13 protein-coding genes are annotated in these 17,133 nt (G+C 58.2%); 5 read left to right on the top strand and 8 right to left on the bottom strand.

Annotated elements, in window-relative coordinates; translation table 11 throughout:
• Positions 1-366: 366 nt before the first annotated feature.
• From NHAM_RS14575 to NHAM_RS14560, 4 genes are all read right to left on the bottom strand, one after another.
• On the bottom strand, positions 367-1,308 hold the full coding sequence (locus NHAM_RS14575) for a hypothetical protein (protein WP_011511278.1): 942 nt from the start codon (positions 1,306-1,308) through the stop codon (positions 367-369).
• A 456-nt stretch (positions 1,309-1,764) separates the two neighbouring features.
• Positions 1,765-1,986 carry a hypothetical protein gene (locus NHAM_RS14570; protein WP_041357994.1) on the bottom strand — a complete coding sequence of 74 codons (222 nt, stop codon included), beginning with the start codon at positions 1,984-1,986 and terminating at the stop codon, positions 1,765-1,767.
• A 233-nt stretch (positions 1,987-2,219) separates the two neighbouring features.
• Positions 2,220-2,501, bottom strand: coding sequence for a sunset domain-containing protein (locus tag NHAM_RS14565; protein ID WP_245269902.1), 282 nt, complete (start codon positions 2,499-2,501; stop codon positions 2,220-2,222).
• Positions 2,502-2,642: 141 nt separating this feature from the next.
• Positions 2,643-2,945, bottom strand: coding sequence for a hypothetical protein (locus NHAM_RS14560; protein ID WP_245269901.1), 303 nt, complete (start codon positions 2,943-2,945; stop codon positions 2,643-2,645).
• 333 nt (positions 2,946-3,278) lie between these two features.
• On the opposite strand from NHAM_RS14560, the gene recD2 reads away from it, so the two are divergent.
• From recD2 to NHAM_RS14540, 4 genes are all read left to right on the top strand, one after another.
• A complete protein-coding gene (recD2, locus tag NHAM_RS14555) occupies positions 3,279-5,480 on the top strand; it encodes an SF1B family DNA helicase RecD2 (RefSeq protein ID WP_011511276.1) in 2,202 nt (733 codons plus the stop codon).
• A 123-nt stretch (positions 5,481-5,603) separates the two neighbouring features.
• On the top strand, positions 5,604-5,867 hold the full coding sequence (locus NHAM_RS14550) for a hypothetical protein (protein ID WP_245269900.1): 264 nt from the start codon (positions 5,604-5,606) through the stop codon (positions 5,865-5,867).
• A gap of 81 nt (positions 5,868-5,948) precedes the next feature.
• Entirely contained in the window at positions 5,949-8,657 is a 2,709-nt protein-coding gene (locus NHAM_RS14545; RefSeq protein ID WP_011511274.1) for a DEAD/DEAH box helicase, read from the top strand.
• Positions 8,654-9,565, top strand: a complete 912-nt coding sequence (locus tag NHAM_RS14540) for an SWIM zinc finger family protein (RefSeq protein ID WP_011511273.1) — start codon at positions 8,654-8,656, stop codon at positions 9,563-9,565. Before NHAM_RS14545 ends, NHAM_RS14540 begins: the two co-directional genes overlap by 4 nt.
• 129 nt (positions 9,566-9,694) lie before the next feature.
• On the opposite strand, the gene NHAM_RS14535 is transcribed toward NHAM_RS14540, so the two are convergent.
• Positions 9,695-10,258, bottom strand: coding sequence for a helix-turn-helix domain-containing protein (locus tag NHAM_RS14535; RefSeq protein ID WP_011511272.1), 564 nt, complete (start codon positions 10,256-10,258; stop codon positions 9,695-9,697).
• Between the two features lie 26 nt (positions 10,259-10,284).
• Here NHAM_RS14535 and NHAM_RS14530 point away from each other — a divergent pair, with 26 nt between their 5' ends.
• The gene (locus tag NHAM_RS14530; RefSeq protein WP_041358188.1) at positions 10,285-10,548 is read left to right on the top strand and encodes a hypothetical protein; all 264 of its coding nucleotides are present in this window, start codon (positions 10,285-10,287) and stop codon (positions 10,546-10,548) included.
• Positions 10,549-10,955: 407 nt separating this feature from the next.
• On the opposite strand, the gene NHAM_RS14520 is transcribed toward NHAM_RS14530, so the two are convergent.
• The 3 genes from NHAM_RS14520 to cas9 form a co-directional block, all read right to left on the bottom strand.
• Positions 10,956-12,035, bottom strand: coding sequence for an IS630 family transposase (locus tag NHAM_RS14520; RefSeq protein WP_081434946.1), 1,080 nt, complete (start codon positions 12,033-12,035; stop codon positions 10,956-10,958).
• Between the two features lie 324 nt (positions 12,036-12,359).
• Positions 12,360-13,898: a Fic family protein gene (locus NHAM_RS14515; protein ID WP_011511270.1), complete on the bottom strand. Its 1,539-nt coding sequence runs from the start codon at positions 13,896-13,898 to the stop codon at positions 12,360-12,362.
• Positions 13,899-14,921: 1,023 nt separating this feature from the next.
• Positions 14,922-16,847 carry a type II CRISPR RNA-guided endonuclease Cas9 gene (cas9, locus tag NHAM_RS28265; protein WP_011511269.1) on the bottom strand — a complete coding sequence of 642 codons (1,926 nt, stop codon included), beginning with the start codon at positions 16,845-16,847 and terminating at the stop codon, positions 14,922-14,924.
• Between the last annotated feature and the right edge of the window lie 286 nt (positions 16,848-17,133).

The following is a 17,133-nucleotide window of genomic DNA, read 5'->3' as shown; positions in this document are numbered from 1 at the left end:
GGAATTCTTCGTTACAGAAGTGGGGAAGTAACGGGGGTGTTCGAGGAATCGGGCGTACCTGTGACGGCGTCACATGTGACGCTTTTGGCTATCGCAGTGTGCCGGAGGTTCAATGTAGCGTGCGATAGTGGGAAGCTAAGCCGCTATCGTGGTCTGTTTCCCAACCTGTATTTTCAGGCACGACGATCCAGCTTTTCAGCATCGACAACCGAGAGCGCGGATCAGCTATCTCTCCGGCACCAATACAAGGCGGGTGCGTCGCGCGCTGGCGACGTTGTTCGGCGGCACAGTCGGCAAGGACACCGTGAGGAGCTATGCGGGATTTTAGGTGACGAGGCTGATCAGGCGGCGTGGTGAGCCGGCATTTCAGTGACCTCGATTCCGTTTTTGAATTTGACGCCTTGGATGACCTTTGGCAACTGGTTCTCGCCGTCCGGACGGCACCGGATAGCTTTGCGCATCGACAGTGGAACGGTAGCTTTTGATCGCATTCGTGACCGTCTGAGGATCTTCAGCCGGCCCCAGCACGCGATTTACATCGCCCATTATGCGCTGATTTGTGCCTTCATTTCGCGCCGTCAGTGCGCTCTGAAGGACGGACCGGCCTTCATCGCTATTGAGTGATGCACCTTGAGCCTTACCAAGGAACGCGGGCCCCGCATCCGCCAACATTGCATCAGGGCCGAGTTGCGCCATGCCGGACTGCGCTGCGGCTGGTGTATCGGCAATAATCGCATTGATAAGATGCTTTGACGCCCCGCGAGAAATATCAGCGGGTTTACCCATGATCAGATTTGCGATGGAATTGTATCCGGCGCCGATAGCGCGCCCTGCAATGGGGATGCCACCTCCAATAAGTCCGCCTATGCCGGCGCCCCGCGCCGCGTCCTTTCCCGTTTGAGGAAGATTGGTCCAATCTCTCGATTCCGCCGCGCCCTGAGCACCGCCGATGCCGGTCCCGGCAAGTGTGCCATAGAGAACCTTTCCGCCAAGGTCGTTCGCCTTGGTTTGCTGATCAAGGTAATTGTCGAACAGCAGCGCTCCGATTTTTCTTTCGGTGTCCGACGCGTACGGACTGGTCATCATTTCCTTGAGGATGACAGGGTTGATCGCGGGGTGGCCGGCGGCGGCGCCCTGTGTTGGCATCAAATGGGCGGGGAGCGCGGCAGGATCGGTGCCATCGACCAGAGCGCCGACAAGGCCAGCCGGATATTGCGCGACATCGAGCGGGCTGGACTGGTTGCCGTCAACAACCTGCGGCGCGCCGAGGTCGGAGAATTTTCCGGTCCATTTGCTCGCGAGCTGCACGCCGTCATGCCGGGGGTCGCGCCATTGTTGCGGGCGGCTTCCGGGCCTATCACGGCCTCAATCGGAGCGTCCGGGCCCCTGTGACAATCGAGTAGAGACAGAGTGACAAAATTTCAAAACTCTGATCCCGTCTGGCATAGGCAAGAGCTTGGTTTGCAAGCGCCTCTCCTGTGACGAAATCGCATCGATCGTTACCGCTCCGAGACACCGCAAAGAAGTTTGCGCTTTCCAGATCGACAAATGCCGGGAGATCATCCGGTTTGAACGATTCCGATTAAGGTGCCGACTCTTGTGGCTCGTTCATAATGGCCTCATCAAGCTGGAGCAAAGCACGACGGATCGATGCCGTCGGCGCGGAGGTGATCGATCACGGATCGCCGCAAAGAAAAACCCCGCCGGAGCGGGGTCTCGTGGAGGCAACTCTTCGGAAATTCCGTATAGTTTCAACTTTGAAGGTCAGTTAAGACAGTCAAAAGGCAAGATGGAGACTGTTTCGCCTAGGCTGTTGAGAACGGTGACGCATACCCCTTTGCCCGTCAGGTCGGGCATGGCCTCGAGCATATTGCGGGCCAAAAGGCTTCCGTAGCTAAGGGCGTCTTCAAGGCTTTCCAACGCGGCCTCGATGGGTTTCGATTTGTGATCGGTCAGATCTGTGACGATGTAACTGAAAATCTGCATGATGGCCGAACGTCCTGCCTTGGGTGATCGTTCCTGTTCTACGAGAGTCAACTAGTTTACATAGGCGCGTGCACCATAAAGAAACCCCGCCGTAGCGGGGCTTTGTGCTTGCTGTCGCGGGTTCAGCTGTTGCTTTTATTTTTCGGTCCGCTCTTTAGACCATCATGCGCCCTGCGGCTAGTCCGGATTGCGTCCGCCTCCTAGGGCACGGAAAAGCTCGGTGGTAGGCAACACTATCGACTGGCGCGGCGCCAGCCCGCAGCCCGGGCTTCGTCCTCCGAGCAGAACCAGCGTTCTCCTCGTGACGGCGTAATGACCGTGGAAGCGAAATCTTCCTGTCCTGGCATGTGGTAGATCTTCATGCCGCTGTTGTAGCTGACGTTGCCTTTGATGTTGCAACTCATCCAAGCCTTGATGGCTTTGGGGGCATAGCCGACCGCGAAAGCGCCGATCCCGAAAGCTGCGGCCACCAACCCGGCAAATTTCAGATTCTGATTGGCCATGGCCAGCGACATGGCGGCAGGGTAGCGACGCGATCAAGAGAAACGTCGGCGCAGCGTAAATGCTCGGTTTCACACGCTCGCGCGAAAGCGCGCATTTCAGCAAATCGTAGCTCATTCTTGGAGGTAAAATCCATGGACTTCGCGGGCGAGTCCTTAGGTCGGGCAAGGCTCTCGCCATTTCTCTAGCAGCCCTTCCAGCCCTTCTCGTTTGAAGTAAGCGATTACGCGGTCGCTGGATCGGTCTCCTTTTATGTATGCGGCTAACGCCACGTCATCGCCATCCAGATACATCGCCAGGGCGACCTTGCTGACGATCCACTGACCACCGCCGACGCGCCGTCGAATGCCGTGATCAATGCACCAGTTGCGGATCGTCCCAGTTGATTTGCCAGCTCGTTCGGCCGCCACGAACTGCTCGCAGAAGGCCCGGACCAGCTCGGAGACCTGCTTGCGCAAAACATCAATGTTCGGGACGACCCGAACCAGATATTCGCGGGAACCGCAATACGGCTGGCTGGTCGTCCTTACAGTTCGATCCTTACGCCGCACAGTGGTACCGGCACGCCGATAACATCATCGCCGGACGCTGACCGGCCATGCGATCGCGCTATGAATGCCGGCTCGGTGGGCTCCGAAGGGTTAATCCCGTCTCCCCACCGCCGCGCTTCTCCACCGTGGTGGCTTGCCAACGACGATCCATCTGAGCCATCGTTTCCAAATTGGGTTCGGGGAAGAGAGCTGTCCGCAAATGGTGTTCTCGGCGACGGAACAGATGATGCGACGATCCGCATGAAACCGCAGCCGGAACCATCAAGCCGGGAAGTTCTCGCGGGCCTTGTTGAGCGCGTCACATACCACAACGACGGGAATGGCTACTGCGTTTTGCGGATCAAGGCGCGCGGCCACCGCGAACTGGTCACTGTAGTCGGGCATGCCGCGGTGATCTCCGCTGGCGAGTGGATTACCGCATTGGGCGAATGGGTCAATGACCGAACCCATGGCCAACAGTACAGGGCGAAGTTCTTAAAGACCTCGGAACCGACATCACTCGACGGTATCGAGAAATACCTCGGCTCCGGGATGATTCGCGGCATCGGGCCAGTCTATGCCAAGAAGCTGGTGCGCGCCTTCGGTGAGAAGGTGTTCGATACCATCGAGGCGGAGCCCGAACGCTTGCGCGAGGTAACGGGCATCGGCCCGGTTCGGGCCTACCGCATTGCAGCCGCTTGGGCCGAACAGAAGATCGTTCGCGAAATCATGGTCTTCCTGCACAGCAATGGCGTCGGCACAGCGCGGGCGGTGCGCATTTATAAGACCTATGGCGCCGACGCCGTACAGGTCATGACCGAGAACCCCTACCGCCTCGCGCGTGACATTCGCGGCATCGGCTTCAAGACTGCCGACGCGATCGCGATGAAACTCGGCATCGAGAAGACCGCAATGATCCGGATTCGGGCCGGAATCTCCTATGCGCTGACCGAGGCGATGGACGAAGGGCACTGCGGTCTGCCGACGGATGAGCTGGTGCCGCTTGCCGAGAAGCTGCTTGAGGTCCCGGTGGAACTAGTGCGCATCGCGCTTGATCTCGAACGAACAGAAGGCACGGTCATCGCGGACAGTGTAGGCGAAACGTCCTGCGTATTTCTGGCGGGCCTGCATCGGGCGGAGCGCTCGATTGCCGAGCGGCTGATCCGGCTCGCGAACGGCACACTGCCCTGGCCCTGGATCAATCCAGACAAGGCACTGCCTTGGGTCGAGGAACGGATCGGGCTTACCCTTGCTGGGAGCCAGATGGCTGCGATCCGGCTCGCATTGATGTCCAAAGCGTTGGTCATGACCGGCGGTCCTGGTGTCGGCAAGACCACCATCGTCAAAGGTATTCTCCGTATTCTCGCAGCAAAGGGGGCAAGGCTCCTGCTATGCGCGCCGACCGGCCGCGCCGCCAAGCGCATGACCGAGGCGACCGGTTTTGAGGCCAGGACGATCCACCGGCTGCTGGAGGTTGACCCCAAGGGCGGCGGCTTCAAGCGCGGCGAAGACAATCCGCTCGACTGCGACCTGCTTGTTGTCGACGAAGCCTCAATGGTAGACGTCATGCTGATGCAGTCACTCATCAAGGCAGCGCCAGACAAGTCTGCCCTTTTGATCGTCGGCGACATCGACCAGCTTCCTTCGGTTGGGCCAGGCCAAGTGCTGGCCGACGTCATTTCATCCGGTGCTGTGCCGGTGGTGCGTCTCACCGAGGTGTTCCGGCAGGCCGCGCAAAGCCGCATCATCATCAGCGCACATCGCATCAATCACGGGGTCATCCCCGATCTCAGCCTGCCCGGCACGGATAGCGATTTCTACTTCGTGCAAGCGGACGATCTAGAAACCGTCGTACAGCGCATTATCGAGTTGGTGAAGACACGGATCCCCAATCGCTTCGGCCTCGACCCAATTCGGGACATTCAGGTTCTGTGTCCAATGAACCGGGGCGGCGTCGGTGCGCGCTCGCTAAACATCGAACTGCAGACGGCTCTGAACCCCGCCGGCGAGCGCAAGGTCGAGCGCTTTGGTTGGACGTTCGCGCCCGGCGACAAAGTGATGCAGATCGAAAACGATTACGACAAGGAGGTCTATAACGGCGACATCGGCTATATCGACGATGTTAGTTTCGAAGACAGCGAACTCACCGCAAGCTTCGACGGCCGCACGGTCATTTATGGGTTTGGCGAGCTCGACACGCTGGTGCCGGCCTACGCAGCAACCATCCATAAGAGCCAGGGTTCGGAATACCTCGCCGTTGTGATCCCGGTGATGACGCAGCATTACACCATGCTGCAGCGGAACCTGCTCTATACCGGCGTCACCAGGGGCAAGAAGCTGGTCGTGCTGGTCGGTCAGAAGAAGGCCGTCGCCATCGCGGTTCGGAACGTTTCGGGGCGAAGGCGGTGGTCGAAGTTGAACGAGTGGCTGGTATCAAGAACATTGTCGATGCCGATAAGATGAGGGCCGACTATGAATGTACGCAAAGCGCATAATATTTGGATCGAACAGTGCGAAGCGGCTCAAACGATCAAGGCTCGATTCGGGCTCACGGCGGCCTTCGACTACCTTGTCGGCGAGAAGTCGATGAGCTTTGCCAGTTCTGCCTCCAGACATCCCGACTTCGCTCGGGAACTGCCGCGGTTTGTTTCCGAGGTGAGACGCATGTTCACGCCGGATGAGATTGGCGCACAGTTGGCGCACATCGAGCGTTCGCATAACGAAAGGAACGTTGATGTTTTGGAGGAGGATGATCTTCTCCGTGAGGGTCCTGCCGCAGTCGTGGAGCGCGTTCAGAAGTTCATGCTGGTCAAGGAATTGCTGACCGCGCCCATGCTCGGTACTTCGTGACAGAATGGCAAATTACTTCTCGATGTGGCGCGCAGCTCACCCCAAAATCGTGGACATTTCCGGTCGTAAGGTCTCACCGTCATGATGACGCTGGAACCCGTTCTTACGCCGCATGGTTTGCTGACGCTGCGCCAAACGGTGCAAGCTCCTGCGTTGGAGCTCGATCAGGGCTTGCGGCTGGAGAAAGCATTTTTACGGGGCTCAGGGCACGGATTGTTGTGGCTCGGCGCTGACGAAGTCGCGACGGTTCTCCCACCGGTGTTGTCGTATTGGCGAGAGCTTGGAATGCGCTACATGACTGCACTGTGCGCTCTTCCTAGTGCTGGAGACGGCCGCACCAAGCCACCTGTGCTGATCCCCGCCGACGGCGAGTTGGACACGATGGCAGCGGCCGCTCCGCCTATGACCGGCGCGGAATACCTGACGACGTCTGTCCTGGCCAATCTTTGGCGAGGTATGGATGCGGCCTTTGATGCCGAGTTGGTGCAAGCCAAGCTCTCCGTGCAGGAGTTCGTCAAGAGCCGTCATCCGGCATGGAATTTGGTTGGGCGCGTTCATTTCAACCTCGCGGAGAACCGGAAGGACGAAGAAGCCCCGTTCGCGTTTCTTGCGACCTACACGACCCGACTCTCGGCTGAGGCCAAGGCCCAGCATCTGCCGCTCGGTAAAGCCTTGAAGGAGTATTCCGGTGCGAGGAACAGCCAACGCCTGCTCTCGCTGCTGATGCCCGTCCAGCGCGCCGCCGAGAGTTGCCCTTGGTTGAAGACGATGGTCAATGCCGGCGATATCTTTCACCCGCTGCGCTGGAGCTCACAACAGGCTCTGCAATTCCTGAAGGATGTTCCCGCGCTCGAAAGCGCCGGGGTGGTCGTGCGAATGCCGGTGAGTTGGCGCATGAACCACCCCGTGCGCCCGCAAGTGAAAGCAACGGTCGGGGGCAATACGCCATCACAGCTGGGGATGGACGCGCTGCTCGACTTCCGAATGGAGGTGACGCTCGAGGGCGAAAGCCTCTCGAAGGCCGAGATCAAGCGACTCCTGGCGCATTCCGATGGATTGGCCTTAATCCGTGGCAAGTGGGTCGAGGTTGATCATGAACGACTGAATCGCACACTCGAGCAATTTGAGGCCATCGAGCGCCGCGCCGCCGCCGATGGTCTTTCGTTCGGTGAGGCGATGCGAATGCTGGCTGGGGCTGGCATTGCCGGAGATAAAACTGCCGCACCAGCCGACATCGATTGGAGCCAGACCGTTGCCGGCCCCTGGCTGGCGGAGGCGCTGGCGACCTTGCGCTATCCCGATTGGCTCATGCGGGTCGACCCCGGTCAATATTTTCAGGGTACGCTGCGACCCTATCAGCAGTCGGGTGTGCAATGGCTCTATCTGCTAACGCAGCTCAAGCTTGGGGCTTGCCTTGCCGACGATATGGGGCTCGGCAAAACCATCCAGGTGTTGTCGCTGCTGCTGGTGATTAAGAATGAGGACAGGGCAAATCGGAAACCTTGCCTGCTCGTAGCGCCCGCCTCGTTGTTAGCCAATTGGGCCGCCGAGATTTCCCGATTTGCGCCAAGCCTGAAAACAGTCGTGGTCCATCCATCGGCTGCGCCGTCCGAGAAATTGAACACATACAGTGCGGACAGATTCTCAGACGTCGAACTCGTAATCACGAGCTATGGCTTTCTGACGCGTACGCCTTGGCTAGAAACGACATCATGGCAGTTTGTGGTACTCGATGAAGCGCAGGCCATCAAGAACCCGGCTGCCAAGCAGACAAAATCGGTCAAGAGGCTCAAGGCAGAAATGCGCATTGCGCTGACCGGCACGCCCATTGAGAATCGGCTCGGTGACCTTTGGTCGATCTTCGACTTCATCAATCCTGGCCTGTTGGGCTCGTCGAAGGAATTTTCGGCATTCGTCAAACGCCTCGCCGACCGGCCACGTAACCCTTACGGTCCGCTCCGCGACCTGGTGCGCCCCTATATCCTGCGACGGCTGAAGACCGACAAGAGCATCATTGCCGACCTGCCCGACAAGACCGAGGTGAAAACCTTCTGCCCCTTGAGCCGCAAGCAGGCGGCGCTCTATCAGCAAGCAGTGGCAGAGCTGGCCGGCCATCTCGAAGAGGTCGATGGAATAAAACGGAGAGGCATCGTCCTAGCTTTTCTCATGCGTTTGAAGCAGATCTGCAACCATCCATCGCAGTGGCTCGGCGACGGCGCGTGGAATGAGGAGGATAGCGGTAAGCTTGGGCGTCTGCGCGACATCGCGGAGGTGGTTGCCGCCCGGCAGGAGAAGGCACTTGTCTTCACCCAGTTCAAGGAGACAACCGCGCCACTATTGGCGTTCCTGGGTTCCGTATTCGGAAGGCCCGGCCTCGTCCTGCATGGTGAGACAGAGGTTAAGAAGCGCAAGGACCTGGTGCGCCAATTTCAGGAAGACGAAGACGTCCCGTTCTTCGTGCTCTCGGTCAAAGCAGGCGGCACCGGGCTCAATCTCACAGCGGCCTCGCATGTCATTCATTTCGACAGGTGGTGGAATCCGGCTGTCGAAAACCAAGCCACCGATCGTGCCTTCCGGGTCGGACAGACCAAGAATGTGCTTGTGCACAAGTTCCTTTGTCGCGGCACCGTGGAGGAAAAGATCGACCATATGATCGAGTCAAAGAAACAATTGGCTGGGGATTTTCTCAGCGGTGGAGCTGACATCCTGTTGACTGAGATGAAAGGTGAGGAGTTGCTTAAACTCGTGACTCTCGATTTGGGTGCGGCGATGAAGGAAGGGGATGAATGAGCTACTACGGGTGGCACGCTTACGTGCCGGTAGCTGAGAAGCGGCGGCAGGCAGAACGCAAGTTGGCCAAGCTCAAGAAGCAGGGACGATCCGTTGCGCCCGTTAGGATCGAGGGACGCATAATTACCAAGAGCTTCTGGGGCAAATCTTGGTGCGTCAACCTCGAACGATACAGCGACTATGAGAACCGCTTGCCGCGCGGCCGGACCTATGTCCGAAACGGCTCCGTTATCGACCTGCAAATTGCAAAGGGCGAGATCTTGGCAATGGTCGCCGGGTCTGAGCTCTACCAAATCAAGATTGCCATTGCACCGGTTACGCGGGCACGCTGGAAATCCATCTGTCGGGACTGCGCCGGGACCGTCGATTCGCTGGTTGAGCTCCTGCAGGGCCGCTTGGCGAAAGGCGTGATGGAGCGGGTCTGTCGAGAGGGTGATGGCCTGTTTCCGTCGCCGACGGAAATCAAGCTGTCCTGCAGCTGTCCTGATTGGGCAGATATGTGCAAGCACGTTGCGGCAGCACTGTATGGTGTCGGCGCCAGGCTAGATGAAAAGCCTCAGCTTCTTTTCGTGCTGCGTGATGTGGATGAAACTGAAATGCTCGCCAGCGCTGGACAGGATTCTCCGCTAACAACGGCGCCAGGCGCGGGGAAGGTGCTTGATGAAAGCGATGTCGCCGCTCTATTCGGGCTGGAGATGGCCGAAACTCTCCATGCCCCAAATTCTGCCTTCACAGCCCCAAAGCGACCCCAACACTCCAAAGCGCAAAAAGGCAAGATATCTGCCGGAAAGACCAAGCCAGCAGCGAAGACCGATGTCGCCTCACATCGTGCGACTCGGGCCGGTTCGGGAACGAAAAAGACAACCCGAGCAAGTGCCAGGAAACGGCGCGCTCGGCGGCGACCATAGTATTCCGGTGACGCCATCGGGACCCCATGGCACGGAACGGGCATGCCGACCCGCTGATGAATCTCGGCTATCGGGGCTTGAGCGGAAATGCTGCGAACATGTGGGCGAGAATCCAGAATTGGCGTTAAGCTAACCAGACACTCTATAGTTATATAGTAATTTCAATAACATAAGAGTTCGCAGTTTTGTTCTGAATGGCGCGCCATTGCCAAAAATCCCATTTGAAATCATTGGAAAATCCTTGGCTTTTGTCCCACTTCCAAACTCAGTGGGACAACGAATGTTCTGCATCCGGTCTATGTCTTGCGAAGGTACTGTGACCCTGAACTCCTCATACAGCCACTGGCAGAGATCGACGATGCGCCAACGGACAACGTCGTGAATAGCAGGGATCGGCCCGCTTTCGATCACCGCGGCCAACGCCTGACGATGCTCGTCCCTGAGCCGGGACGGTTGCCCGGGCGCCTTGCGATCGAAAAGGCCGTCCGGGCCGAGGGCATTGAACTTCATCACCCAGTCGCGAACAATTTGCACACCCACTCCGCCGATCCTGGCTGCTTCCGTCCGCGTCGCACCGTCGTAGATCGCGGCCAGAGCCAGAAGTCGCCGCGCCTGCGGCCCGTCTTTCGACCGCCTGGCAGCGGCCCGTGTCGTCTGTGCGTTGAAATCAGCCCGGAGTGGTAGGGGCGACATGGCGAACCTCCCGTGTTCACGCAAACATGTTGCCGAACCTTCAACTGCTCGAAGGCGCCATCAACAACGAGAAACGGGCAACCTTGCCTATAGCTTGGCTGTCGGCGCATCTGCCCGATACAACATCTCATGTCCACTATCGCACCAAGCATGAACTTGGTGAGATGCCCGCCGATCTTGAAGGGTTCGAAGCCTTCTATTTTGGCCGGCGAGATCGTCTCCGAAAGAAGCTTATTGATCTACTTGGAAGTCCAGTGGCTGCGGCGGCACCGACCATCGCGGTCAAATGACCGTTTCATTTGAAAAGCCGTTGCCGTGGTGAAATCACGCCGCGACGTTGCGCCGGTCGTGCCCCCCTTTAAAGAGCAGGATGGGGTGGGCAATATGATTGAGCCGATAAGACCGAGAGACGACCTCTTTCCTTACGAGATCGTCAACGAGGAAGATCGTGTGACACTCAAGAAGAACTGGACCAATGAGAAGGAGATCGACCCTCGACATTCGAACCATCGACTACTTCCTTCAATTCAAGGAATATCATCGTTTCGGCGCGTTAATCAACATGATTGCGAGCGACAGCATACGAGCAATGAAAATCGGGACCGAGAAACAGAAGGAACGTTTTCGAGAATTTCTGGCAGTTCGGGAGGAATGGCTTCGCGCTCGAAGTGCTGCTTGAATCCGTTACATCCCAAAACTAGTGGATGGAATCTAACACTTGGTGCCCGCGTCTGACGGCTCGGATAATTTTGTTGGGATCGGCAGTCCATGTGAAGGGCTTCGGTTCGGCGTTATGTTCGATTACGAAGCGATTGATTGCAGCCTGCAGGTCGACGACCGATCGGAAGATGCCGCGTTTCAGTCGTCGTTTTGTGAGTTTGGCGAAGAAGCCCTCGACGGCGTTGAGCCAGGATGCTGATGTGGGCGTGAAGTGGAAGGCCCAGCGGGGATGCCGGGCCAACCACTGGCGCACTTTCGGGTGCTTGTGGGTTGCATAGTTGTCGACGATAGCGTGGATTTGCTTTCGCGGCGGCACCTGCGCTTCGACGGCGTTGAGGAAGCGGATGAACTCCTGGTGCCGATGGCGCTGCATATTGCGGCCAATGACGGTGCCGTCGAGGACGTTGAGGGCCGCAAACAGTGTCGTCGTGCCATGACGCTTGTAGTCGTGGGTCATCGTCCCGGCGCGACCCTTCTTTATTGGCAAGCCGGGCTGGGTGCGGTCGAGCGCCTGGATTTGGCTTTTTTCATCGACCGAGAGAACGACGGCATGGGCGGGCGGATCGACATAGAGGCCGACGACATCGCGCAATTTGTCGACGAAGCGCGGGTCAGTGGAGAGCTTGAACTGTTTCACCCGGTGCGGCTGCAGCCCATGGGCGCGCCAGATGCGTTGAACGGAACTCGCGCTGATATCGACGACCTTCGCCATCATGGCCGAGGTCCAGTGGGTCGCCTCTGCTGGCGGCTCGGTCCGGGTGAGCGCCACGACGCGTTCAGCGATGCCCGACCCCAGCGGCGGAATGCGCGAGGGGCGTGTCTTATCGTGCAGGAGGCCGTCATAACCCGCCACCATGAAGCGTTCCTGCCAGCGCCACACACAGGTCTTCGACTTGCCGGTCCGGCGCATGATCTCATGGGTGCCGAAACCGTCCGCGCTCAACAGTACGATCTCGGCCCGCCAAACATGCTTGTGTGGGGTGTTGCGATTCCGCGCCAGCGCCTTCAGATGGCGGCGGTCGGCAGGCTTAAGGGTGATGAAAATTCCGGTTCGCATGCGCCAGACTCGCATGCATCCAGTCAGATGGGAATCCCATCCCGGATTCAAATGTCAGACGCGATCCACTAGGTGGTGGTGGATCGATTGAAAAGGCTGCTTCCTGATCTGCTTCAGGCGTTTCGTATTTCCCCACAATTCGAGGACCATCGACGAACTACAGAGCGATCTCGATGGTTGATGACGGCGTATACGAAATGCGTTCTCATCAGGGACAATGGTGATATGGCAATTGGCAATGAATTACCGAGACGACACGAAGAATCGTGAAGACTGGATCAACAAAAGATCTGAATGTCGCCTGCAGACATTTCGTAACGACCATCATCCTGCCAGTTCGACCGACCACTTAACGCGCTCGGCAAGGAAAGTCGCAAACGGTCTAACGTTCATCTCGACGCTGGCCGTTTCAAGACACGCCAAGTATTGAGATCGATCATCGACTCGCACAATGGTCCATGAATATCCGCCTGAAGCAAGCATTGCATTCATGAGGAATCGCGCCATTCGACCGTTTCCATCAGGATATGGATGCACGTAACCGACGAGCCAATGACCCAGCACTGCGCGTACTGCGGATTCCTTTTCTTTCTCCAGGAGGTCGAATAGCGCTTCCATACCATCCGCTACCGTCTCGGATCGCGGCGGCACGTGCCATGAACCGCGCAAATAAACCGGATGGTTACGATAGCCAGCCAGAGCTTCGGGCCTAAGGATGCCGGCAACAACGGACGGGCTGAAGAGTTCACGATACCAGTCGCGATGCTTCTCACGCACGAACGATCCGGGGTCTGCACCGTTCAGGATTTCGCTGACTGACGCTTTTACGCTCTGAAACGCTTGCCAATAACCGCGTGCGGCGAGCGCGTCGCGGTTCTTTTTGTCCCGCTCGTCGGCCTGCGGGTTCCAGTCGCCCTGCCGGACGCGGTCGATCAGTTCGGGCGTCACGCTGTAGCCCTCGATCGACAAAGAGTGATAGGCATCGCTCTTGTAAATGCCATCGACGAATTTCATGTACTTGTCCTTGTCGTCCGGAATGCCGGGAGCTTCCGGAAACTCTTCAAGGACTGCCTGCCGTTGGGCCACCCAAATGGCGTTCAGTCGAGCAACGATTGGTGCTGCGCCAGCGACGATCGCAGGGACATACTGCTGCTGTGCGAACGGATCGCTTTCTCGAGCGTTGTAGTCGGCACTTTTCATGGTTTTGAGGATGTCGTCGGCGAACCTCTCGCGGCCAACACGCCGGAACGCGCCTGCGAGCCGCCCTGCAACGGTGGAATGCCCCCCTTCGAGCAATCTTCCGAGGATGCTGGAGACGTCACGCACCATGCCGAGCGTAACTTGCGCCTCGACGGGGTACTGCTGGAAGAATTGCTCGGACACCTTCAGAAGGGCGGCATCGACGCTGTATAGGCGCAGGTTGTTCTTCTCGCTGATGTCTTTTGCGGGCGGCATCTCCTTGATCTTGACGTCGAAGAGTGACGTCCCGAACAGCAATTTGAGATTATTGTTGGCCCCCTTTGTACTGTTCACGATCACCTGGGCGGGAATAGCCGTTGCCTCGGCGTGAACCAGCAACGAATGTTCAGGCGATAAAAACCATGTCGTCCCGAACCGATCTCGGCAGTAGCGCGAGCAGAACTCCCAAAACGATGCGTACCAAGGCGTTGTGTCACCTTCTTGAGGTTGCGGTCCGGTGGACATAAGCCAACCCTTGATGATCTCGCGTAGAAATCCGTGCTGGATCAACCGCTCGCGGTGGACGCGGGTGATCTCGCTGGATTTGAAAATCCGCCGCCCTGCATCTTGCAGTTCTTTGAGAATGGCGAGGGAGTCTGCGAGCTTTTCGTTTGGAGCAGCCATGAAACAAGTTCCACAGTTTTGTGTCATTACACGTATATTATGTTGTGTGTTTACAAGTCAATAATGCTGCGTTATTGCACGTTGTTTATGATGCGCTGGTACAAGTTTATTTTGCTGTTTCGTTTCACGTTTTATGTTATCATATTGTAAATACTTTGAATTTTAACCGCAGCACGGCGACGCACGCATTGCTCATTATCTCTGCATTCATGCGTCGATGAGGTTGTTGACCGTCCCGTTCTACGCATGGAATCGTATTGACAATTGTTGAAATGTTCTCTACTTGTTCCAAACGATGAAATTCCATCGCTTCATACGCTGATCGTCGAAAGCCACCCAAACCGGGTGGGACGACTTAGCGTGCGGCGAAGACTTCCCCATAATCCTTTTGCCGATTTCATCCGCTCTGCGGAGCGCTTTGACGCGCGCGGCCTACCTGCTGATTGCAACAGTCGTCCCACCCGATGCCTGCACCGCTGATGCGGTGCGTTCTCATGCATCGGTGTTTTCAATGTTCAGATCCTCTCTCCCCTGCTCACCCGGCCTTGGCCTCGTGAAGGCCTTCAAGGCCAACGCGGCCATGTTTCTTGCGTATTGTTCTTTGGCCCGCTCCCTTCGAAGGGAGCACTATCTCCGGCGCGGGTTGCCCGCGATCATCATTGCCGTCGTTCCGGAAGGAATGTCTGCGTCGGACGTCGGTGACGCGGCTCATTACCTGGTGGACCAAAAAGCTACGAGGTTTTCAACCTCGCAAAGGTTCGACGTTCCGGTTCTCAGACGACCCTTAGCACAACCGAGCTTGCGACCATTCTGCATAAATCGCATCAGATCATCGTTGCCGAAGCAACCCAGGCGATCCCGGAAGCCATCATTGCGGCGGCCGACTCCGTCGCATCGATGGAGCCGCCCTACTCGCCGCCATGTCGAAGCCTCTTGCCACCTCACACTGGGTTTCGTGCCGGATTCCGCTTCGCTCGATATGCTGATGCAGGCTCCGGCGTCCGTGATCGGCGTCGCAATCCGTCAGAGGCGCTCCGCCCGGCAAACGCTCGATCGGTTGGAGCGGCTGATGGCACATCGGTCCAAAGTCTCCGGCATGCGTGCCGGAGATGACGAGGTGCCGTCCCTGAACGACATGCATGGCCTCGGCGAGGCAGGCAGTTGGGGACGCGATCTGGCCGTTGACCCGAAGGCGTGGGCCGAAGGCTCCTTGCCGTGGAGTGACGTGGATCGCGGCGTTCTCCTGCATGGTGTCCCCGGTACAAAACGACCTACGCAAGAGCTTTGGCAAAGACCTGCGGAGTGCCGTTGATCCTGGGCAGCATTGCGCGGTGGCAGGCCAAGCGACACCTCGGCGAAATGCTGCAGGCCATCAGATCGGCATTCAGCGATGCGAAGAGCAAAGCACCGAGCATCCTGTTCCTGGACGGGATCGACGCGGTCGGTGATCGCGAATAGTTCGATGGTCACAACGCTCAATATTCGACCGAAGGCGTTGCCGCCTTGTTGGAATGTGTCGACGGGAATGGTGGTAGCCGGCACGCTTGGCCACGATGTGATAGCCGGCGCCCGCAACGCCATCCTCATCGAACTCGTCCTGCATGATCGGCACGATCTTTTTGATTGCGCGCAGGCCGAGCCGGCAATGGCCGTCCGGCAGCGTCGTATTGGCGACGCGCGCGGCCGCTGCGCCGTCAAGTGCGCATTCCATTTTGAGCCATGCGAGCAGTTCGTTTTCGTCTTCGGTTTCTTCCAGTCTGGTGACGATCGCGATCTGCCGTTCCGGAGGAAACCCGCACCACGTCTTATTGAAGCTCTTCTTGTCCGACAGCCGTGCGGCGGTCTGGTCGCCGTCGAGCGCCGGTCTGATTCAAGATTGAACCTGGCTTCCGCCGGAAGCTTGAGCAGGGTGCGCAGCTTGTCGAATTTCACTTCCCTGTTGGCGAGCAGCGCCGCCACGACGAGATCGCTCTGGTCCTTGGTCAGCCTGCGCGAGGTTTTGCCGGTTTCGCGGATTTCGAGGTTGCGCGCCTCCGAGAGAATACGAAATCGCTGCGCCAAAGGATGGGACCACGGTGCGCGATAGCCTTCGGGGTCTTCCTTGAAGGGGCGCGTTGCGGGGTCGAGCGTGCATTTGCCGACAATCGCAGGCTTCAGCGGGCGGTGGTAGAAGATGATGTGCTCGATCTCCGCCTTCGCCTCGTCCGTCATCGCGAGGTGGTGTTCGCGCTGCGCCGCCCAGATGGCATTGAACTCATCCAGCAGCATCGCGCGGGTCGGATAGAAGTCGTAGCTCGCCTTGGTGCCGGTGGTGGTGGCGCGGGCGCGCGCACCGTCCGAGGTATCCTTCGGCCGCAGCACCTCATCGCCGAACAGACGCTTGCGAACCTTGGCCCAGACCTTCTTGCGGGCGTTGCCGGTGAGGTGATCCTTGCCGAGCCGCACAAGTTCGGCGCGGATCGCAGTCTGCTGGTCGTCATAGGATTTGCGCAGGTGCATGTCAGCGAAGAATGCGCCGAGTGTCGGTGCGGCTTCCTCGTGCATTCTCGCCTTCAGTTTCGAGGCCGCCTGCTTGATGGCGCCGTCCTCGCTCTGCTTGCGGTCGGTTTTACGATTGGATTGAAATCCGCGACGCTGGTTGAGGTGGAAAATAGCGCGGCCGACGCGATGCGCAGGCAGGGCGTTTGTCAGCGCGGCCTTGCGCAATGCATAGGGGTCGACGAAGCGGTCGCGCCGCTTGCGCGCGCCCCGCGCCATCCGGCGATCGACGGCGTTGGACATGCCCGATTGCGGGTCGCGGCCATCGGGGAAAATACGGACACCGCCGGGATCGAGCGCGACAGGTTCATAACGGTCGCCGCGTTTCTCAAGATGGGTGACGAACCAGCCGAGAGAGTTGGAGCCGAGGTCCAGTCCGAGGCGATACGATCTTGAGTTCCTTTTGTGCATTCTTCATGCTTCCCCAGCACGAGAGACGAGAAGCGAATCAGGAAGGCAACGCTTGCATCGGCTGTCTTATCGATCCGCTCCCGCCTCCTTGCCCCAGCCAAGCTGACGAATCGCGCTTGTGGCGTTACGATGGGCCCCATTCTTGACACGTCCATTGGAACACGACACAATCCGCGTGCAATGGCCTTACGGCAGACTTACTGGTTTAGCGGACTGGTGATTGAGGGCCTCCCGTTAACAAGCTTATGCACAAAATGGGGCACCCCGCGGGGTGCTCCTTCCATGT

This window comes from Nitrobacter hamburgensis X14, assembly GCF_000013885.1.
Lineage (GTDB): Bacteria > Pseudomonadota > Alphaproteobacteria > Rhizobiales > Xanthobacteraceae > Nitrobacter > Nitrobacter hamburgensis.
The sequence above is the reverse complement of the archived record's forward strand: the minus strand, read 5'-3'. Positions and strand labels throughout refer to the sequence as shown.